The 19,691-nt window shown below is 63.4% G+C and carries 22 protein-coding genes, 1 tRNA gene and 1 riboswitch; of the genes, 9 read left to right on the top strand and 14 right to left on the bottom strand.

The features are described from left to right. The first annotated feature begins 65 nt into the window (after window positions 1–65). On the top strand, window positions 66–662 hold the full coding sequence (locus RI444_RS03705) for a hypothetical protein (RefSeq protein WP_242703146.1): 597 nt from the start codon (window positions 66–68) through the stop codon (window positions 660–662). A gap of 21 nt (window positions 663–683) precedes the next feature. Here the strand turns inward: RI444_RS03705 and RI444_RS03700 are convergent, their stop codons facing one another. Then, on the bottom strand, window positions 684–1,598 hold the full coding sequence (locus RI444_RS03700) for an EamA family transporter (RefSeq protein ID WP_069694673.1): 915 nt from the start codon (window positions 1,596–1,598) through the stop codon (window positions 684–686). Window positions 1,599–1,670: 72 nt separating this feature from the next. Here RI444_RS03700 and RI444_RS03695 point away from each other — a divergent pair, with 72 nt between their 5' ends. Beyond that, window positions 1,671–2,603, top strand: a complete 933-nt coding sequence (locus RI444_RS03695) for a LysR family transcriptional regulator (protein ID WP_207605110.1) — start codon at window positions 1,671–1,673, stop codon at window positions 2,601–2,603. Window positions 2,604–2,665: 62 nt separating this feature from the next. Here RI444_RS03695 and RI444_RS03690 read toward each other — a convergent pair whose 3' ends face one another. After that, entirely contained in the window at window positions 2,666–3,190 is a 525-nt protein-coding gene (locus RI444_RS03690) for a SixA phosphatase family protein (protein ID WP_062095224.1), read from the bottom strand. 135 nt (window positions 3,191–3,325) lie between these two features. Next, a complete protein-coding gene (locus RI444_RS03685; protein WP_021474557.1) occupies window positions 3,326–4,195 on the bottom strand; it encodes a winged helix-turn-helix domain-containing protein in 870 nt (289 codons plus the stop codon). Window positions 4,196–4,971: 776 nt separating this feature from the next. After that, window positions 4,972–5,125: riboswitch (cyclic di-AMP (ydaO/yuaA leader) on the top strand. Window positions 5,126–5,130: 5 nt separating this feature from the next. On the opposite strand from RI444_RS03685, the gene RI444_RS03680 reads away from it, so the two are divergent. Next, window positions 5,131–5,970 (top strand): hypothetical protein, encoded by an 840-nt coding sequence (locus RI444_RS03680; protein WP_062095222.1) that lies wholly within the window; start codon window positions 5,131–5,133, stop codon window positions 5,968–5,970. A gap of 96 nt (window positions 5,971–6,066) precedes the next feature. On the opposite strand, the gene RI444_RS03675 is transcribed toward RI444_RS03680, so the two are convergent. The 4 genes from RI444_RS03675 to upp are packed head-to-tail and all read right to left on the bottom strand — an operon-like array spanning window position 6,067 to window position 9,296. Next, entirely contained in the window at window positions 6,067–7,458 is a 1,392-nt protein-coding gene (locus RI444_RS03675) for a pyridoxal phosphate-dependent decarboxylase family protein (protein WP_069694672.1), read from the bottom strand. A gap of 38 nt (window positions 7,459–7,496) precedes the next feature. After that, entirely contained in the window at window positions 7,497–8,201 is a 705-nt protein-coding gene (locus tag RI444_RS03670; protein WP_207605111.1) for an HAD-IA family hydrolase, read from the bottom strand. A 34-nt stretch (window positions 8,202–8,235) separates the two neighbouring features. Then, window positions 8,236–8,613, bottom strand: coding sequence for a VOC family protein (locus RI444_RS03665; RefSeq protein ID WP_021474805.1), 378 nt, complete (start codon window positions 8,611–8,613; stop codon window positions 8,236–8,238). Window positions 8,614–8,660: 47 nt separating this feature from the next. Further along, window positions 8,661–9,296: a uracil phosphoribosyltransferase gene (upp, locus tag RI444_RS03660; RefSeq protein ID WP_021474806.1), complete on the bottom strand. Its 636-nt coding sequence runs from the start codon at window positions 9,294–9,296 to the stop codon at window positions 8,661–8,663. A gap of 22 nt (window positions 9,297–9,318) precedes the next feature. Here upp and RI444_RS03655 point away from each other — a divergent pair, with 22 nt between their 5' ends. Next, entirely contained in the window at window positions 9,319–9,831 is a 513-nt protein-coding gene (locus RI444_RS03655; RefSeq protein ID WP_062095215.1) for a nucleoside deaminase, read from the top strand. 25 nt (window positions 9,832–9,856) lie between these two features. Here RI444_RS03655 and RI444_RS03650 read toward each other — a convergent pair whose 3' ends face one another. From RI444_RS03650 to RI444_RS03640, 3 genes are read right to left on the bottom strand one after another with little or no spacing between them, the layout of a single operon-like run. Further along, window positions 9,857–10,885 carry a glycosyltransferase family 4 protein gene (locus RI444_RS03650; RefSeq protein ID WP_083261933.1) on the bottom strand — a complete coding sequence of 343 codons (1,029 nt, stop codon included), beginning with the start codon at window positions 10,883–10,885 and terminating at the stop codon, window positions 9,857–9,859. Between the two features lie 9 nt (window positions 10,886–10,894). Continuing rightward, complete coding sequence (locus RI444_RS03645) at window positions 10,895–11,293, bottom strand: 6-pyruvoyl trahydropterin synthase family protein (protein WP_069694670.1); 399 nt, start codon at window positions 11,291–11,293, stop codon at window positions 10,895–10,897. 3 nt (window positions 11,294–11,296) lie between these two features. Further along, on the bottom strand, window positions 11,297–12,310 hold the full coding sequence (locus RI444_RS03640) for a zinc-dependent alcohol dehydrogenase (protein WP_062095212.1): 1,014 nt from the start codon (window positions 12,308–12,310) through the stop codon (window positions 11,297–11,299). Window positions 12,311–12,424: 114 nt separating this feature from the next. Between RI444_RS03640 and RI444_RS03635 the strand changes: the two genes are divergently transcribed. After that, window positions 12,425–12,514, top strand: a tRNA-Ser gene (locus tag RI444_RS03635). A gap of 192 nt (window positions 12,515–12,706) precedes the next feature. Here the strand turns inward: RI444_RS03635 and RI444_RS03630 are convergent. From RI444_RS03630 to RI444_RS03620, 3 genes are read right to left on the bottom strand one after another with little or no spacing between them, the layout of a single operon-like run. Next, entirely contained in the window at window positions 12,707–12,958 is a 252-nt protein-coding gene (locus tag RI444_RS03630; RefSeq protein WP_128397191.1) for a hypothetical protein, read from the bottom strand. Beyond that, window positions 12,939–13,481 (bottom strand): hypothetical protein, encoded by a 543-nt coding sequence (locus RI444_RS03625; RefSeq protein WP_062095208.1) that lies wholly within the window; start codon window positions 13,479–13,481, stop codon window positions 12,939–12,941. Before RI444_RS03625 ends, RI444_RS03630 begins: the two co-directional genes overlap by 20 nt. Before the next feature lie 18 nt (window positions 13,482–13,499). Further along, on the bottom strand, window positions 13,500–13,724 hold the full coding sequence (locus RI444_RS03620) for a hypothetical protein (protein ID WP_062095206.1): 225 nt from the start codon (window positions 13,722–13,724) through the stop codon (window positions 13,500–13,502). A gap of 515 nt (window positions 13,725–14,239) precedes the next feature. Here RI444_RS03620 and RI444_RS03615 point away from each other — a divergent pair. Beyond that, window positions 14,240–15,733, top strand: a complete 1,494-nt coding sequence (locus tag RI444_RS03615; RefSeq protein WP_069694668.1) for an ArnT family glycosyltransferase — start codon at window positions 14,240–14,242, stop codon at window positions 15,731–15,733. Between the two features lie 29 nt (window positions 15,734–15,762). Further along, window positions 15,763–17,091, top strand: coding sequence for a hypothetical protein (locus tag RI444_RS03610; protein ID WP_207605112.1), 1,329 nt, complete (start codon window positions 15,763–15,765; stop codon window positions 17,089–17,091). On the opposite strand, the gene RI444_RS03605 is transcribed toward RI444_RS03610, so the two are convergent. Further along, window positions 17,088–18,080 carry an Lrp/AsnC family transcriptional regulator gene (locus tag RI444_RS03605; RefSeq protein ID WP_069694707.1) on the bottom strand — a complete coding sequence of 331 codons (993 nt, stop codon included), beginning with the start codon at window positions 18,078–18,080 and terminating at the stop codon, window positions 17,088–17,090. The two genes, RI444_RS03610 and RI444_RS03605, sit on opposite strands and share 4 nt — an antisense overlap. Window positions 18,081–18,176: 96 nt before the next feature. Here RI444_RS03605 and RI444_RS03600 point away from each other — a divergent pair, with 96 nt between their 5' ends. Next, on the top strand, window positions 18,177–18,962 hold the full coding sequence (locus tag RI444_RS03600; protein ID WP_179014405.1) for an RNA polymerase sigma factor: 786 nt from the start codon (window positions 18,177–18,179) through the stop codon (window positions 18,960–18,962). A gap of 43 nt (window positions 18,963–19,005) precedes the next feature. After that, entirely contained in the window at window positions 19,006–19,623 is a 618-nt protein-coding gene (locus RI444_RS03595) for a hypothetical protein (RefSeq protein ID WP_207605113.1), read from the top strand. Window positions 19,624–19,691: the final 68 nt, after the last annotated feature.

Genomic DNA, 19,691 nt, shown 5'->3' with positions numbered 1-19,691 from the left:
AGAACTGCAATCTACGACGGCGTGGCGTGGCGGCTTGGTCGGCGATGATTAACCCCATGCGTCACATGGGGAACAGTGGAAAGCTCGCGATCGTAGCTGCTTTCGTCTCCTTGGGGCTCTTGGTGTTGGCCGCAGTGGTCCTTGAAGAAGTGGTTCTTTACCTCTTCCTTGGCGCCGTCCTCACTTGTTATCTGGCCTCACTGGTCCAGGTCTTCAACCGACGCCGCTACCTGGTTGTCCTTCTGGCCGCGGTGGGCACCACGTTGTTCGTCGGATTCGGCATAGCCTTCCTCCGGATGTGGGGGCTGGCATTCAACCAGGATTCCAACGCCATGGGCAGTGCCGTCAGCAGCCAGGACCCGGACATTTACTTCTACCTCGCTGCCGTTGCAGGCGTGGGAACCGTGGCGGTCCTGTTCCTCGGCGCCGTGATGCCGTCATTTGGCTCGCGAACGGCTGCTCCTGCTCCTGCCAAGCGGCCGGCCCCTGTTACCAAGCGGACACCGGCCCGGCGGAAACCAAGCCCGCCACCGGCCCAGCGAAATCCCACCCCGCGCCCGGCCACCCAAGTCAAGCGCCCCGCTCCCCGCAAGCCAACGACGCCTGCCAAGCGGCCGGCGTCGAACGCTTCCACCCAGCGCAAGCCTGCCACCAAGCGCTAGCTGCAAGGCCCGCCCTGCGCCCTACCGCGGAATCTTGAGGCGTTCACCGGACCTGACAACGGATCGTTTGCGGGGCACACTCAGCACTGCCGTCGCCACGCCGAGGAGCAGGACCAGGCCGCCCAGGATCTCGGCGGCGGTCGGGACCTCGCTCAGCACCAGCCACGCGGCGGTCATCCCCACCACCGGAACCAGCAGCGTGAACGGCACGACGTCGGAACTTGGGTAGAGCGTCAGCAGCCGGTTCCAGATCCCGTAACCAATTAGGGATGCGAAGGCGGCCGTATACACCGCGCTCAGGATGGTTGCCGGTTGCAGGTCAACAATGGTTTCCAGCACCGCCTCCGGACCGTCCACCGCAAGGGACAAAACCACCATCGGCAGGGGAACCACGGCTCCGGACCATACCACCAAGCCCAGGCCGGATGTGGCTTTTGAGTGCCGGGCCACCACGTTTCCAACTGCCCAGGACAAGGCGGCGGCCAGCACGATCATGAGCGGCAGCACCGGGGCCACGGCACTCCGACCCAAAGCCACTACGCCCAAGCCGGCAATGCCCAGGACCACGCCCACCATCTGCCTCCGCGTCGGCCGCTCACCCAGGAACCGTCCGGCAAGCAGGATAGTGAAAAGCACCTGCGCCTGAAGGACAAGCGAAGCCAGCCCCGCCGGCATGCCCAGCGCCATGCCCAGGTACAGCAGCCCGAACTGCCCTGCGCTCATAAAGAGCCCGACGCCGAGAATGGCCTTCCAGCCCACATCAGGTTTGCGGATGAAGAAGATGCAGGGAAACACCACCAACAGGAAACGAAAGGCCACGAACAACAACGGGGGAACGTCCCGGCCGTCGGGGTGCAGGCCGAGGTCAATGGCAACGAAGTTGATGCCCCACAGCACGGCAACGAGCACTGCGAGCACGGAATGACGAAGGTTCACAAGTCCACTCTTACGTTCATTTCAATGAAGCACCAGCGTTGAATTCGGTACGCGACAATGTAGATTTGCTTCATGATCGATATCTCCACGCTCCGGGCCTTGGTTGCGGTCGATCAGCACGGGTCCGTGGTGGCCGCATCAGAGGCGATGGGTTACAGCCCGTCCGCCGTTTCGCAGCAGATCAAGAAACTTGAGAAGCAGGCCGGAGTCGCCGTGCTCGAGCGCAACGGGCGCGGGGTACTCCTCACCGAACGTGGTGTTGCCCTGGCCGGATACGGTCGGCGCATTCTGGGCGAGCTCGAGGAATTGCAGGCAACCCTGCTGGCAGATCCGGAGAAGCCGTCGGGCACACTCCGGCTGGTGGCCTTCTCCACAGCCTGCCGCGGCCTGGTGGGGCCCATGCTGGGACGGATCGCGACTACCGATTCCGAGCTGGAGGTCAGCGTGCTCGCCGAGGACCCGCGCGAGGCCATCCAACGCGTTGCAACCGGCGAAGCCGAGCTCGCGGTAGTCCACAACTGGAACTCAGTGCCACTCGTGATCCCGGAGAACATGGCCCACGAAGACCTGTGCCTCGACCAGGCCGACGCCCTGCTCAACGTCAGCCATCCGCTGGCGGCGAGGACCGCCGTCGAACGCCTTGACCTGTTGGACGAAACGTGGGTGAGCACGCCGGCGGGAGCCATCTGTAACGAGGCCTTGCTGCAGATCTTCGCTGGATTGGGCCGCGTGCCGGATATTCGCGTCTACGATCCCGACTTTTCGACGCACATCGCCATGGTGGAACAGTCGGTGGCCGTGGCGCTGGTCCCCCGGCTGGGCAGGCCGCCGCTTCCGGCAGGGGTTGTTGCCGTCCCGGTAGTGAATCCCGTGCAGCAGCGCGCCGTAGGGATCGTGTACCGCAAGACCATGGCAGCGAGTCCCAACATCCGCCACACGGTTCGCCTTCTCCGGGAGGTGGCCGCCGCTGAAGAACTCCCCGCGGTCCCGACTGACTCGCATTAGTGGTTGCCAAAAGCGCTGGGAACAACCCCTAATGCCAGCCAGTTGAGGTAAGAGGCGGGGGGTTAGTGGCGCGGCACCTTGAAGTGGATCAAACGCGCGTCTTGCCCGTCGAGCTCAGCCCAAGGCTTCTCCGTCTCCAGCACGGTCAAGGCGCTGGTCGGGTAGCGGGTGGCGGCATCCATGTAGGCGTCGTGGTCCGAGTCCCGGGAAGCCAGCCGCATGGCAAGGTCCTGCACGCCCGGCATGTGGGAGATCACCATCAACGTAGTAACTGTGTCCGGTACGTGGTTGATGACCGCGAGCATCTCTGTGGCCGAGGCTGCGTACAGCCCGTTCTCGAGCTTGGGCGTAGGAGCTTTTTCGCCCAGTTCATCGCAGATCCATGTGCACGTCTGGCGCGTCCGGAGGGCCGAGGAACACAGGATGAAGTCAGGGACCACCTTGTGCTTCAACAACCATTTTCCGGCCAACGGGGCTTCGCGGTGCCCGCGTTCCTCGAGGGGGCGTTCATGGTCGGGCACACCCACGGGCCAGTCCGCCTTGGCGTGGCGCATGATCACAAGCCGTCTCAGGTGGTGGTCGCTCATCCAAATACCTTATAGCCGCGCCAGGCAGATACTCACTGACCAGACAAAACGAAAGGCGGCACATTCCGTCAGCGCAGTGGTTGCTCGAGTGAGCGCAGGCGCAGAGGGATGTGCCGCCTTTCGGCAGTCACAGGATCAGATCGAGTATTCCGGAGCGGCCCAGACAATGACCTCGGGGTGCTCGTAGAAACGGTAGCCCTGGCCGCGGACCGTGCGGACGGTGTTGGCGAGGCGGCCCAGCTTGGAGCGGAGACGACGGATGTGGACGTCGATGGTGCGCTCGTTGGGGACTTCCTCGGCGTTCCGCCACAGGCCTTCGAGGAGCTCGTCACGGCCCACCGTGCGGGTGCCGTTCTCCACGAGGTAGTTGAGGAGTTCGAATTCCTTGAACGTCAGGTTCAGCGATTCGCCGTCGAGGTGGACTTCGCGGCGGGCGAGGTCGATGAGCACGCCGGACGGGCGCGCTTCCTGCTGGGGCGCAGGACGTGCGGCTTCGGTGCGCTGGCGTGCGGCCACGGTGGGGTCACCGAATGTGGAACGTACGACGTCGAGTGCGGACCCGGGTGCGCTGGCGGGAGCAACGGCGACGGCGGCATAGCTTTCCGCGCCGGTCACGAGCGACTGGGCGTAAGCACGGATTTCCTGGGCCAGCTTGGCAATGGAGGTCCCGGCAGCAGCTGCGGTCTCTTCGTCAATGCCCATGTAGAGCACGAATCCGCGGGCTACGTTGTCATTGGCCACGGGCCGGAGACGCTCGGACTGGGCCACCACCGGAGTGGGTGCCGTCATGGCGGCGGGCTCGGTAGCGGCAGGCACGGCGCGCAACTGTCCGTAGGAGTTCGGGTTGTAGCCCTGGGGAACGTAGCCCGGAGCCTGCTGGGCAGCAGCCTGGGTACCGGGTGCGTAACCGGGGCGGTTACCGAAACCGGGGCGGAGGCCGGCGTTGGAAGCGGCCTTGTTGGCGTTACGGACGGAGATGTGGACGTATCCGGATGCAACTGACATGGAGTGCTTACCTCAAAAGTGAATAGCCGTCATCGCGGCTTCGAATGCTGGTGTCCCCGCAATGAATTTGGGGAGGGGCGCCCAACGGTGGGCTAGGGGGCGAATGCCTGAAACTTTTCTGGGGTGGGAAGTTAGGCTTGCATTCGACAACAGCGGGACTCGTCGCCAGCGGGTGTGCTGGAGAAGATTGCTGCGGCTGCAGGTGCTGTTGAGTTCTTGTTCACATTGGAAGTGTGCAACGTAACAATGACAACACGCAAGTAACAAAGGGCGGAAACGTCCACATTCTGAGATAAGCGCGAGTATTGTGCCGCAAATCACAATTCAGCGGATCGCAAAAATGAATGCGGTTTTGTTCGGTTAAGGACAGAAATATTGCGTTCTGACTGAACTTTCTTCGACCAAAGGGGCATGATGCCCCTCTGGATTCCCGCGAGCGCCCGACCAGCGGAATCTCACGATCTGAAACGGATGCTGTCCAATCGAAGTGGACGCCAGGCTCGATATTCAGGCTCCCAATCTGCTAAAAGCTCCGAACGCCACCTGCGAACCCCCGCGCAGCCTCAGTGCCCCCGATTGTCGCGGCGCCGTGGCGCATCCTGCCCCGCCCTTCCTTGGGGCACATCCCCACCGCGGCGAATCCGGCAAGGCGACGCACCGGCGTCGTGATCTCTGTTACCTAAATGTGACTTTCGCTTGAACCTCCTGTACCGTCGAACGAGTGGGTCGCCCCAACCTTGGCCCACACCCGGGATGCGCCGAGCTCTGCCACTTCCCGGAGTTCCGTTCTGATTTCGAGGCAGAGACGGGGGACCCAGAGTCTCCGGGCCAGGCATTGCGCCGGCCCTTGGGGTGAAGCCGCAGCTACACGCGCGGCCGGATGACCTCATCCGAACCCGACAGCTAACTCCGCAGGCGCTGAGAGGTAATCACACATGTCTGAATTCAAGGATCAGTCGCGCCATGAGGCGCGTCACCGTGACGAAAACAACGCTCCCCTGACCAAGTCGCAGAATGTCCTGAAGAACGCTGCCCGCCAGGGTAGGACCGGCCACCGCATGTCGGTAGCAGCCGGCGTCGTCGCAGCCGCGCTGGGCGTTGCATCGCTCGGGCAGGCCGCAAACGCCACGTTCAACCTTCCGGAGATGAGCCAGGCAGCACAGACCCAGGCTTCGGTCCAGGTGGACCCGCAGACCCGCGAGAACGCTGCCGCTGAAGCCGCCGCCCAGGCTGAGGCCGCAAAGCGCGCCGCTGCTGAAAAGGCCGCAGCTGCCAAGGCCGCCGCCGAAAAGGCTGCTGCGGAGAAGGCTGCCGCAGAAAAGGCCGCAGCTGACAAGGCCGCCGCCGAGCAGGCTGCTGCTGCCCAGGCAGCAGCAGAGAAGGCTGCAGCCGACGCCGCCGCCAAGGCCGCTGCGGACAAGGCTGCCGCAGAAGCTGCTGCCGCCGCTGCAGCCCCCAAGGCCATTGATGATCCTGCCGCCGCAAAGGCCTACGCTGCCAGCATCCTGGCCAACTACGGCTGGGGTCCGGGTGAAATGACCGCCCTGAACACGCTCTGGGAAAAGGAATCGAACTGGCGCACCACTGCCACCAACGCTTCCAGCGGTGCTTACGGCATTGTCCAGTCGCTGCCGGCCGGCAAGATGGCTTCCGCCGGTGCTGACTGGCAGACCAACTACCAGACCCAGATCAAGTGGGGCCTGAACTACATCAAGGAACGCTACGGTTCGCCGTCCGCAGCCTTGGCATTCCACTTGGCCAACAACTGGTACTAAACCCGGACGTTGCCTGAGAAGCCGCTCCCGTTGCCGCCACACGCACCAGTACCTACAGGAGCGGATGGCGGAACCGGGGGCGGCGTTGGCGTTTAACTAGGCTTCGGGTTCCTGCTCCACCGCACGCCGGACTGCTTCCACCGACGCCGCCACATCGGCGTCGTCCGTGGACCAGTTGCTGACGGAGATCCGCAGGATGTTCCGGCCCTGCCAGGAAGACCCTGACATCCACACGGCGCCTTCTGCCATGAGCCGCTGGGTGATCCTGCGCGTCCGTTCGTCGCTCCCGAAACTCACCGATACCTGCGTGAACACCACGTCATTGAGCACTTCCACCCCGGGGATCGAGGATAGGCCGTCAGCGAGCGCCCGCGCGTTCTCGGCCAACCGCTCCACCATGTCGATGACACCGTTCCGGCCCAATTGGCGCAGGGCAGCCCACACCGGAATACCGCGGGCGCGGCGGGACATCTCCGGAACTTTCTCGAAAGGGTCCCCCGGCCCGGCATCCGTCGCTATCAGGTAACTCGTATGAACGCTGAAGGCACGCCTCATGGCTTCGGGGCGGGCCACGATTGCCAGGCCGCAATCGTAGGGAACGTTGAGTGTCTTATGGGCATCGGTGGCCCAGGAATCGGCGAGCTCCACACCTGCCAGGCGTTCCCGCAGTTTCGGGCTCGCAGCCGCCCATAAACCAAAGGCGCCGTCCACGTGGACCCACGCACCACGGTCGCGGGCCACTCCGATGGAGTCAGCCATGGGATCGAAGGCGCCCGAGTGCAGGTTGCCGGCCTGGAGGCATACGATCGCCGGGCCGGGTTGCTCTCCCATGGCGTCATCGAGCGCGTCGGGCAGGATCCGGCCTTCCCTGTCTGCGTCCACGGGAACACATGTCCCCAGGCCCAGATACCTCAAAGCGAGGTCCACCGCAGCGTGCCGCTCCCGCCCCGCGAACACCGTGATCCTCGGCGCCCCGGACAGGCCGAGGCCTTCCAGGTCCCAGCCGGCCTCGTCCATCAGGTGCTGCCTTCCCGCGGCAAGCCCGACGAAGTTGGCGGTAGTGGCCCCCGTGGTGAAGCCGACGTCGGAGGTGGCGGGCAAGTGCAGAAGGTCAAGCAACCAATCGGCCGCAGACTCCTCGATCGCTGCCGCCGCCGGGGTGGCAAAGCGCAGGCCCGCGTTTTGGTCCCACGCGGAGACAAGCCAATCCGCCGCCATGGCAGCCGGCAAGGTGCCGCCCATGACCCAGCCGTAGAAACGTCCGGACTGGATGGCCATCAGTCCCGGTTCGGCCAGTGCAGCCAGCTCATCAACGACGGCGGCGGCATCAGCAGGTTCGTCGGGGAGCCGCGGCAGGATGCTTGCGGCGACCTGGTCGGCGTCGGACTGTGGGCGGACTGAACGGGTGGGCACCGACGCGAGCCAATTGGTGGCGTGCACCATGGCACGCTCCAATGCAGCACCGTATGCCTCCGGCAACGCAGACATGCGCACAGCCTACTCCCGCCCGGCCGGGTGGAACAGGGCTAGAACGTCAGCGTGATGACGTGGCCGCCGTCGTCGTGCCTCACGGTCTCCACGGTCACCGCCGAGTAGTCGGGAATCCGCCACATGCCGGGTTCCAGATCCGCTTGGTGCGCGGCGGCCTGGCCCACAACCACTGTCCGCATCCCGGCGGCCCTTGCTGCGGCAATGCCTGCGGGTGCGTCCTCGAAAACCACGACGTCGGCCGGTTCGGCACCGAGCAAGGCCGCGGCTTTGAGGTATCCCTGCGGATGCGGCTTGCCGCGCGTAACGGCTTCGGCGGTAACCGCCGTCGAAGGCATGGCGAGTCCGGCGGCCTGCATGCGGATATCGGCGAGGATGCGGTCGACCGAAGTGACCAATGCGATGGCCTCGTCCGGAAGAGCTTCGAGCAGGGCCTCAGCTCCCGGCAAGGCAATGATGCCGTCAGTGCGGTTGCGTTCCATCTCGCCCAGTTCGGCGGTGAGGGCAACGACGTCGGCATCCGCCGGGGCGTATCGGCGCACCGTGTCGCCGGCCTGGACGCCGTGGGAGGTCCGCAGGATCTCGGTGTAGTCAAGCCCGTAGCGTTCTGCGAACTCCAGCCAGACCTGCTCTACTACGGCCGTCGAATCCACCAGCGTTCCGTCCATGTCGAAGAGGACGGCGCGAACGGTGAGGGTTTGCCGGGAATGTCCCGGACCGGGCTGTGCGGCAGGAAGGATCATGGTTCCATCCTGCCGCACAGTGAGCCTGCGTTGGTTACCCGTTGGGCCGCTGAGGGAGGTACTGCACCGCCCACTTATTGCCGTCGGGGTCGGCGAAGTACACAAAGTGGCCCCAGTCCTGGACGTCGACATCGCTGACGTCCACCCCGTTGGCTTTGAGCTGTTCATGGGCCTTGTTGATGTCCGCCACCACCATCTGAAGGCTCGGAGCGGTGCCTGGGGGTGCGTCCGACAACCCTTCTCCGATGGCGATGGAGCACGCCGAACCCGGAGGAGTGAGCTGGACGAAGCGGACGCCGTCGGAAGGTCGTTCGTCGTAATCGGCGTTGAAACCGACCTTGTTGACGTAGAAATCCTTCGCGCGATCGACGTCGGACACGGGGACAAACACCAGTTCAAGTTTCCAGTCCATGCGCCACAGGCTAGCGGGGCACGACGGAAAGTAATAGGGGTCTATGCCTAGCCGGCGATCCCGTACAAGCGGTCGCCCGCGTCGCCGAGACCAGGAACGATGTACGACTTCTCGTTGAGTTTCTCGTCAATCGAAGCCAGAACAATGTTGACGTTGGCGTCGGCGAGTTCCTCTTCCAGCTTGGCCAGGCCCTCCGGAGCGGCCAGCAGGCAGATGCACGTGACGTCCGAGGCTCCACGCTTGAACAGGAACTTGATGGCCTCGCGCAGGGTGCCGCCGGTTGCGAGCATGGGATCCAGGACGAACACCTGGCGCCCCGTCAGGTCCTCGGGGAGGCGCTCCGCGTAGGTGATGATGTCAAGGGTTTCCTCGTCGCGGGCCATGCCCAGGAACCCGACCTCCGCCGTCGGGACCAGCTTGGTCATGCCTTCGAGCATGCCCAGTCCGGCGCGGAGGATGGGGACAACCAGTGGCGTGGGCTTGGTGAAAGCGGTGCCGATGGTCTTGGTGACCGGGGTTTCAATCTCCACCGGTTGGGTCTTGACCTCGCGGGTGGCCTCGTAGGCCAGGAGGGTCACGAGTTCTTCGGTGAGCTGCCGGAAGACCGGTGAGGGGGTGTTCTTGTCCCGCAGTACGGTGAGCTTGTGAGCGACCAGCGGGTGGTCCACGACGAGTGTGCGCATCCCCCAAAACTATCATTGAGGCATGAGCCCTACCGAGCCGTATCACGCAGATCACTTGGCATGGATGGGCCTTGCCCTGGACGAAGCACGCCTTGCCTTGGAAACCGACGATGTTCCGATCGGAGCTGTCATCCTGGGGCCCGACGGCGGCGTGCTGGGTTCCGGGCGAAACGAACGGGAGGCGCACGGGGACCCGACCGCGCACGCGGAGGTTGTGGCTATCCGGCAGGCGGCCGCCGCACTGCGCCGGCGGGCTGCTGAATCCGGAGCTGACGGCGACGGATGGCGGCTTGAGGATTGCACGCTCGTGGTCACTTTGGAACCGTGTGCAATGTGCGCCGGTGCAATTGTCCTGGCCCGGATTCCGCGGGTCGTATTCGGCGCGTGGGATGAGAAGGCCGGGGCCGTCGGATCGGTGTTCGACATTCTCCGTGAACGCCGCCTGAACCACTGGGTGGAGGTCTACGCGGGTGTGCGCGAGGAAGAATGCTCAGCCTTGCTGAGGGATTTTTTTGCCGCTCACCGGGTGCCCTGAGCCCGGTTCGCCCGCGAGATGGCACTTAATGCCAATCGGAGGCCTCGGGATTGGCATTAACTGTCATCTCGATGGCCTTATAAACGGTCCGGGCGGTAGTCTCCCAGCTCTGAAGCCGCCCACGGGCTGCCAAGGCCGCTTCCCGCCACGTCCGGCGTACCTCCGCGTCAGTGAGCCACGTCCTGAGCGTTTCGGCCAGGACCCCGGGGGCGTCGAGATCCAAGGCAGCGCCTGCACCGCTCCCACCCAACGCTTCCACAGCACCGGTCCCCTGCCTTACCAACACCGGAACTCCATGCGCCAGTGACTCGACAACCACCATGCCGAACGCCTCGGATGTGGAGATCAGCACACTGAGGTCAGCCATGTGCCACTGGTCTTCGAGGGCTTCCCCGCCCAGCTCACCGGTGAAGGTCACCCGGTTTTCCAGTCCGTGATGTTCGACGGCGGCCCGGACGTTTGCTGCGTAGGCCGGGTCCGCATCCGGCGAACCAACCAGCACCGCGTTCCATGGCAGGTCCGTCAATTGGCTGAGCGCTTCGACGAGCATTGTCTGTTGCTTGTTGGGCAGCAACGCTGACACAGCCACGATACGCAGCGGATCCGAGCCGGCCGCGATGATCCCCGGCTCAACTCCGGGCCTTGCAACGACGATCTCCAGTTCCCCGTGTCTGGTAAGCAGTTCGCTGGCCGCATGCTCGCTGGGGCAGATCACGCCGCTGGCCGCAGCAAGCGCCTTTCCCTCAAGTTGCGGGTGATCCGCCAATGCCATGTGCGACAGGATCCAGGTGTTGGTTCCCGAAAGGACGGCGGCGGCCACTTCATCAGGCGCCCCGCTTGCAACCAATCCGTCGGCAATCACTGTTGTGCCGCCGTCGAGCGCTTGCGCGAAACGTTTCCGGTCCGCTTCGCTGCCCACCGGCCAGTCGCCGTCGACGGTTACTGTCTCAACCTGGGCGCCGAGAGCGGTCAGGTGCTGTGCGAGCGCGGCGTTGTACTTGTTGCCGCCGGACCCGTGCCGGACGTTGCCCGGGACGACGAAGCGGATGTCCACGTGCCTGGCCTAGTTGCCCGGAAGCTCCAGCGAGTAGCCCGCCCAGGCGTCGGGGTTTTCGCGCAGGACGACGTCGATGCCGGACAGCGCGGGACCGTCGTCGGTGTCCTTAATGCGGGCTGCCATAACGTCGGCGATGTGCTTGGCGAGCGCTTCGGTGGTGGAGAGCTTGCCCTTGAACGCCGGGTGTTCGTCCAGGTTCTTGTAGTTCAGGTCGGCGAGGATTTCCTCGAGGATGCCGCCGGCGGCGCCGATGTCCAGCACGATCGCATCGTCATTAAGTTCACGACGGCGGAACGTCACCTCGGCGACGAAGGTGGCACCGTGCAGGCCCTGGGCCGGGCCGAATGCCTCCCTGGGAAGGCTGTGGGCGACCATGAAATGGCGTCGGACGGTCAGGCTGAACATGTCTTATTCCTCCGGCTGTGGGTAGGCGACCACGTGGCAGAAACCACCGGGCCGTTCGAACAACTTAACAAGCGTGCTGGGCAGGTTCTGGAACGTGCACTCACTGGTGATGAACGTGTCGAAGAGCGGGTCCCTCAGCTGGTTCGCTGCTTCGTGCAGGCGTTGGCCGTTGGTCCTCCGGTGCCTCCTTGGGAGGGCTACGGCGCCCACCTGGCTGGAGCGGATGTTGAGCCGACGGGCATGGAAGTCCTCGCCGAGGGGCAGGGTGACTTCCTTGTCGGCGAACCACGAAAGTTCGATCACGTCCGAGTCGTCACCGGCCAGTTGGAGGCTGAGCTTGAGGCCCTCGTTGGAGGCGGAACAGTGGAAGACGATGTCGCAGTCGTCCATGGCTTCAGTTGGGGCTGCGAACCGGATGCCGAGCTTCCGGGCTAGTTCTTCCTTGCCGGGATCGGCGTCCACGAGTTCCAACCGGTCCAGCGGATACTTGCGCAGGAGCGTCGCCAGGACCCCACCCACCAAACCGCCGCCGATGACGGCAACACGATCACCAAGCCGCGGGCCGGCTTCCCAAATAGCGTTGATGGCGACTTCCACAATGCCGGTCAGTACAGCACGCCGTGCCGGGACATCCTCCGGGATGGCAGTGAGCTGGCTGGCGGGAAGGACAAAGTAATCCTGATGCGGGTGGAGTGCAAAGACAGTCTTGCCCAGCCATTCCTCCGGGCCTTGCTCCACGACGCCAACGTTCAAGTAGCCGTATTTCACGGGGCCCGGGAAGTCGCCTTCTTGGTGGGGCGCGTGCATCAGGTCCGCAACCCGCTCCGGAACGCGACCCTCGTGCACCACGCGCTCCGTCCCCCGGCTGACGCCCGAGTACAGCGTTCGGACCAGCGCTTCGCCGTCCTGCGGGGCTTCGATGGCTTCCCTACGGAGTTCCCCGTGGCCCGATTCCGTAACCCAGTAGGCCTGCGCTGTGTCCGGGCGGTGTTCGCCTTGGTCCTGAGAGATCGTCATGATGCTTATGAATCTATCGTTGCTGTGCGCGGGACGGAAGTTGACCCTTGATCCGTCCCAACGGCGACGGCCGTTTTGGGGAACGGGGCCCAACTCCGGTACCCTATTTCAGTTGGTGACGTGTCCGAGCGGCCGAAGGTGCAACACTCGAAATGTTGTTTGGTGTAACAGCCAACGTGGGTTCAAATCCCACCGTCACCGCCATATAGCGAGGCCCCGGTTCCCATTGTTTGATGGGAACCGGGGCCTTTTGCTTTGCTCGAATCAGTCAGGCGGGCACAGCTCCTTGGCGCGATGCTGGTCTACGCGGGTTCTCGGAGGAATGCCTAACGAGCTCATGCGTCGGCGCGAGCATGAATTACTGGGCCCGCCGCCGATGGACTGAAGAATTCGGGCTTAGCTGGCTACTCGCCGGCCGGTCTGATTCTGTGACTTGACTGCGTAGTTAGGTGTCCGCTTGATCGGAGTGACGGTAGACCTGGTGATCGGTGGCAACTTCATTTCAGACAGCCGCTTCTGGGCGGGTGAAGTCTTCCGGTTCAACTGCTCGTCCAGGGTAACCTTCAGCCGGGCTGCCAGAATCTCACGGCGCAATTTCTTGAACACCTGTTCTTTGCGAGCTCTGTCTTTATCTGTCTGCGGAGCCATCTGCCTCCTCCCGCTGGTTCCTGGACTGGTTCTTGTCCTCATTCTCTCCCGTAACAGGAGGGTCGTCTACGTTATAGAAACTCCGAACAATAGCCTTCTCTTCCTCATTAAGGCCGTTGAGCTTGGAAGCCTCGTTGATGAGTTGCTCAATGCTATCGTCCTGCATCTCAGTGTCGGTGACTTCCCACACGGCATCCAGGAGTTCTTTGTCTTTCGGGGTAGCCAACTCGCTTCGGGCAAGAAGATCCAGCATCCCGGTCCCGTAGGAATACATCTCATCGTTATCTGACGCGGATGCCTCCAGCGCCCATTGGGTCCTGCGCCACCACTCCGACCGGGCATCGGCCTCGCGTTTCTGCCTGATGCTCCACCAACCGATCAGGAACGCCACGACGGCCGCCAAGAGAGTCGCATAGGAACCAAAGGCGCCCCAAACCTGCCAGTCCTGTGCCGGACCCGGCTTCAAGCCTTCAATCGCCGCGACGACCCGGTCGACTATCTGCTGTATCTGCTGCTCGTCCATATGGCCGGTGCCGTTGGGCTATTTCACTTCGTCGGCGTGCTTGGTGATCGCGTTGGCAATGACCTTGCAGCCTTCCGGATCCACCGCGCCCAGGATAGGGGCCGCGAAGTTAAGTACTCCGTTCAAGCGCAGGGTGCTGACCAATTCCAGCTCAGCTTCAAACTGTTTGGGCAGCTTGCCGTCTTCCCGGAGAGGATACTCAGGGTCGACCTCATGGACAGGCGGAAGATCGAATTCGGGCACTTATCCAACTCTCAGTCGTTGCTGCCAACATGCCTCCATAGCTCACCGGCCCCAAGAGAAAACCGGCAGGCGCTTCAAGCCATGTGTGTTTCCGCAGAAACACCAGCGCCAAAGCATCGAACATGACAATACCAACAGCCCGGAAGCAACCGAGCCAGATGTTGCAGTTGTCCACAATGCGGCGAAAGACATGACGCGTTTTCTGACCACGGCGGCCACGACCGCATCCCTCCCGTTGCCGCCCAGGGCACCTTCCGCGCTTATCCGTGACGACGCAATCGATGGCAATTCCCGCGTCACGGAACCCCGGATGTCCGCACTTGCACATAAGTGAGGGGCTTCCAGCCGAGCTGCGAAGCCCGATCTTTGCACTTCGCAGGATGTGGGTACAGCACCCGCCCAATGCGAACACCATTTTGGAGGGCATCATCAACTCGCTAAAGCCACGTGTACCGGCGTCGGAAACGAGCAAGCCGCAGCCCGCCAACCTGATCCAAAGGGTAATTCGGCAACCCATGTGGGTGGCAGTGTTGTTGGCACTCCTTGCCTTGGAGTTTCGGGCATCCGGCGTTCAGCGCGCAAACGATGTGTTTATCGACGAAGTGACCTACGCAGACTTGGCTGGGCAGATAGCAGGTGGCCACACGCCATCCATTCTGGGCAAACCCTTTTTCCTTCATCCCCCAGGCTCCTACGCTCTCAACGCTTTGGTCATGCGCCTATGCGGCCTTGAAGGACACCCCTTGGATCTGGCCTTGCAATTACGCTGGGTCAACACTGTCCTCGGAACAGTGACAGTGGTTGTCTGTTTTCTTGTGGTCCGCCGTCTGGTTGGGACGGGGCCCGCTGCGCTGGCCGGCATCGTCCTGGCCAGTGACCCCTTTGTGCTGCGCATGGACGGGCGGCTCATGATGGAGCCACCCGCTGGCCTGGCAGTTCTTTCAGGGTGGCTCCTGGTGTTGCTGTTGCTTAACCGCAAGTGGCGGGCCGCACGCCTGTGGCTTGAGATCTGCGCCGGACTGGTCTTCGGGCTCGCCATCGTCACGAAAGATATGACCGTAGTCTTCACTGTGGTCCCGCTGCTGCTCGGCGTGTTCTGGCGCAACACCGTTCCCCCGCTGACCGCCATGAGAGTCATCGCCGCGGCCATGGTCCCTTACGCAATTTATCTTGGTTGGATTACCGCCAACGGGCTGCTGCCCCAGTTCGTGGACCAGAAGTCGGTGGGTGTCCTGAGGATGGCCGGCGCTGTCCAGATGACCGGCTTCAATTCAGTGGCGGGCGTTAGTTTGACGGACCGGCTCATGGATATGGTCGGTCGGTTCGGAACCAGCTATGTACTGTTGGGGCTTTCCATCGTTGCCGGTGCAATCGCCGCTTTTTCCCCTTTGGCGGACCGTCGCGTGATCGGTTTGTTCTCTCTGCTGACAGGCTTGGTTGGTATCTACTCGGTCTTTTTTGGAGCGGCAGAGGAACAATTCGGCTACTGCGTGGTGCTGGCGGCACTGGTTTCAACGCCCGTGGCGGTCATGATGGTGGTCGACTGGCTCCCCCGGCTTCGCTGGACCGCCGTCACGGCCTCCGCATTGATGGTCGTGCTCAGTCTCGCGCTGGGGATACAGGCCAGGTCAGTCGTGGACGACGGTCTTGTCAGTGCACGGGATTGGATGAACACCGAACTGCCCGTGTCCTCGAAGGTGGGCCTGACGTCCGTGACAGGCGAGTTCGCGTTGCTGCCGCATGAAGGTTGGGAAGTCCTGCCATCCCTGCAGTCCCTCAGGGATGGAGGCGCCCAGTACGTTCTGACCCAAGGACGGCAGCTGGGTGAGGGCTACGGCTTTGCGGCACCTGAGCTTCTGGACTGGCTCAAAAACAACGCACGGCCCGTTTTCACATTTACCGGCCCGACGTCCGGGGACACGGTCGTTTGGCAGTTGGACCGAACAAAACTCGACGCCGCGGTGGCCGGAGGACTGACTCTCCCCCCGATCAGCGGCGGGTACCGGTGAATCGCCGGATCCTCTCGACTGTGTTGGCGGTGACGATGGCAAGTGCCGGCGCCGGATGCAGCGTTGGGCCCGATCAGGGCATTCCGGGCTCCATGTCCTTTGGGGTTTTGGGCTCCACGTGCGCTCCCGATCGACTCGCCGCGCTCCGAGACGCCGGAATTTCCGTTGTTGAGCTGCCGTTGGCTTGGGATCGCTACCAGCCGGTGGATAGGCGCGTGGACCGCCACTACGTTGCCCAGGTACAACAACAGCTGGCGGACTGTCGTGACGCCGGCATGCAAGTCGTGCTGTCCCCCGGCATGCACTACCCGCCCAAGTGGGTGCGAAAGCTGCCCGGCGGTTCCTTGAAGGGAAGCGCAGGAGGCACTCCCAAAAAAGCCGGGGCCGAGCTGGTGTTCAGCGCCAAGGTCCGGGAAACCGCCCATGACTATCTGGCAGGCATCCTTCCGGAGCTGGGATTCAATGGCATCGCAGCCATACGGGTAGGGACGAATGCCGGTGGGGAGTTAGGGTACCCGGGGCCTGACGATGGCGGACATGAAGGTGAGTTCTGGGCATTTGGTGACGCCCCGCAGTCCGGCAAAGGTCTGGCTGAAGGCGTATCACCGTCCCCAATGCCGGGGTGGGTCCCGGGCTCACCTTCGTGGAACGGGAGTTCAGTGACTGACGGGCAGGTCCAGGGGTGGTGGGACTGGTACGCCCGATCTGTGGTCGATGCGGTGGCATGGCAGATACACGAACTAAGGGAGCTCGGATATCAGGGACGAGTGCACGTGCCGGTTGCGGGCCGTGGGGTCCTGCCGGCGGACAAGGCGAAAGCCATCAAAGGACGTCTGGACGGGCGGGCCAATCCAGACGGAGCCCAGGAACGGGGCTTGGACTACCCCGCCCAATTCGCGGTCCTGTCAACGTTGCCGGGCGTGGACGTGGATTTCACCGGACTGGACGACATATCCGCCGTCGAAGCACGCAATGCTTTGCCTCCGCAGGACCAATGCCACCCGAGCGACGACGACGATGTGCTGCACGACAGTGCCTCCCTGTGGTCGTCCCACAGGTACACGAGCGCCTTGGCCCGACGCGCCGGCCTGGGATTGGTGGGGGAAAACCCCGGCCCGGCGGACTGGCCATTTACGGGAGGTTCGCCACGCTCAGACAGCATTTCCGATCAGCTGCGAAGAGCTCCGCAATATGCCAAGGAATGCGGCATGACGATGTTCTTGTTCGGTTTCGAAGCGTGTTTGTTCGAGGGCAAAGAGCACAACGAAAGCGGGGTCAACGTTGATGACTACAAGAAAGTCATCCAAGAAACCCGAGCCCTGCAGTACCCGGAACGATCCCGAAAACCGCCAGTCTAAATCTCCTGGATAATCCGCCGGCCGTCCGTGTCCAGGCGCTTGCCCATGTGCTTCGGTGTCCGCAACACAATCGACCGGTCGGCGATCTCCACGTAGGGCAGCTGCTCGCCGAGTTGGCGCTCCAGCACAGCCATGTCCTCGACTCCGCGCAACCACACCGCCATCGCGATGGAATGCGTGCCGCCAGTCGTGACAACCAGCCGCGCTTCGTTCAATCCGGCCAGGCTTGCGGCGACAAGATCGACCTTTGACGCCGGGGCGCTCAGGAAGTACCAGACGCAGACCGGCCAGGGTGAGGATGTCCGCGCCAGTTCCAGCCGGACCACCACCCTTTGCGAACCCAGGACGTTGGCCAGCGCGGTCTTTGCCCGTGTAGGGCTGATGCGCAGCAGTCGGGCAAGGTCGGCAACGGACGTCCTGCCGTCCATCAGCAGGATCCCGGCCAAATCCTTCTCGACCTCGGCACTGACTGCCGAGGCCCGCGGAGTTGGCAACGGCACAGCCCTTTCGAGCGCCCGCACTTCGTCAGTCGCCAAGGACCTCAGACGCCACTTCCGTGCATCCGTGATCATCCTGGTGACCCGGTGCGTACGCGTGCTGGTGATCCCCTCCACTGCGGGAATCCGGTCCAGGAGGAACGTGGAAAGTTCGGCGTCGGTACTGCAGAAGACCGTAAGAATAAGGTCACGGGCTCCGGCGGTCTGGTCGACGGAAACCACCTCCCGGTCGCGGACCAGACCTTGTATGACTGCCGACATCATGGACGGCGCACACGTGACGTCGATGATGGCACCAACAAACCTGGCCCCGGATCCTTTGTAGGACGTCATCCAGGCGAGCCCTCGGTCCTGGAGGACGTTCCACCTTCGTGCAAGCGTGACGGCGTCGGCGCCAACCACTGGAGCCAAAGCCGTCCATGGTGCCCTGGGCCTCACTTGGAGGGCATGCAAAAGCCTCAGGTCACGCTCGTCGAAATCGAAATCCTGCATGGGCAGTCCGTTTTTCCCACTTTCCTGCATCTTCGGTGAATCCAATCATGCTCTTCCTAGGTTTGGGCCGCTCGCCCCGACCCTGAAAGGCAAAGTGTGGAACCCCCAACCACTGCAGCCGCCGACTCCCCCAATGCCCGCGACAATCACTTGATAGAACTCGTCCGGCAAGGACACCTGTCCGCATTCGATGAACTTTACAGACGCCATAAAAATGCAGCCGTTTACGTGGCACGCAGGGAGGCAGACAACCTCAGCGACGTGGACGATGTTGTTGCCGAAGCCTTCCTGGCCGTCCTCGTGGCTTTGGAAGCCGGCAAAGGACCGAACGCGTACTTCCGCTCCTATGTGCTGACCACGACGCGCCGGATGGCCCACCAACGCAACGCCGGCGCCAGGCGCCGGGCGGCCTTTGACCGGGACAGGGCGCTCGCGCAAACAAGCCAGGAGGCAGACGCTTTCGTCGCACTGTTCGAATCAACCACCCTGCTGCGGGCCTTCCGCTCGCTCCCCACCCGATGGCAACGGGTGCTGTGGTGCGTGGACATTGAGGGGATGAGGCACACCGAGGCGGGAGAATACGTGGGGGTGAACCCCAACGGCGTTGCCTCGTTACTGATCCGCGCCCGCGAGGGTCTCCGCCAGGCGTATCTCCAGGCACACGTCCGCCAGCCCGCCGGCAAAGGCTGTTCCGAAATCTCGCAGCTCCTGGCGCGGTTGGCGCGGGACTCGGCGACCGCCGCCGGCAGGAGGCGGGCAGAAAGCCATCTGGCGGGCTGCCTGCACTGCGCCGAAGCACTGTCCGAGCTTCTGGAGATCGAACGCACCCTGAGGCCGTCCTCGGTTGAACGCTCCGCCAGCCCTTTCCAGAAATCCCGATAGAATCAGAGGTGCCCAAGCAGCCGGCCAACACAGGGAGGACACAGTGCGCACTCTGCAGCACCGGACTCCCTTCCATGCCTTGCGCTCTTCGGCGATCGCCACGGTGATCGTGCTGCTGGCCGCAAGTGCCCACGTTGCCGGCGGCGGCGAACTCCCCACGTTCCCGGTTCTCCTGGCGCTGGTTGCCGTAACGGGCCTGGCCACCACCTTCGCTTCCCGGTTCAAGCTGAACCTTGTGGCAATGTCCGCGCTTCTGGGCGCGAGCCAGTTCATCCTGCACGACGCTTTCAGCGCCTTTGCACCGGTGGGTGTTACCGGACCACGAGGCAGTCACCACGTGGGAACCGAGCTCCTGACACCCGTGCTGGACCCCGCTGCCCACCTTCATGATCCGGGAACTGCCGCCGGAGCCCTCATGCTGGTGGCGCACGCTCTGGCCACCGTCGCGTCCGCAGTTGCCTTGTCGAAGGGCGAGGATGCGCTGTGGCAGCTTGCAGCCTGGCTCCGGCCGCTTGCTGTACTGCCCACACTGCTTTTCAAGCCCGACGCCGGTGCCACGCCACTGGTCGTCGGCGCACCCGTGGTTTTCATCCCCCGCCCGTGGCGGAACCTCAGGCAAGACAGCCGGCGCGGCCCGCCGGCCGCCGTCGTGCATTCCTGACTCCGCCCGGCACCCAAGGTTCACAACAAGCAAAAGCCTTGTGAGGTGACGGGCTAAAAACCTGTACC

The organism is Paenarthrobacter sp. AT5 (assembly GCF_032764245.1).
Lineage (GTDB): Bacteria > Actinomycetota > Actinomycetes > Actinomycetales > Micrococcaceae > Arthrobacter > Arthrobacter ureafaciens.
The sequence above is the reverse complement of the archived record's forward strand: the minus strand, read 5'-3'. Positions and strand labels throughout refer to the sequence as shown.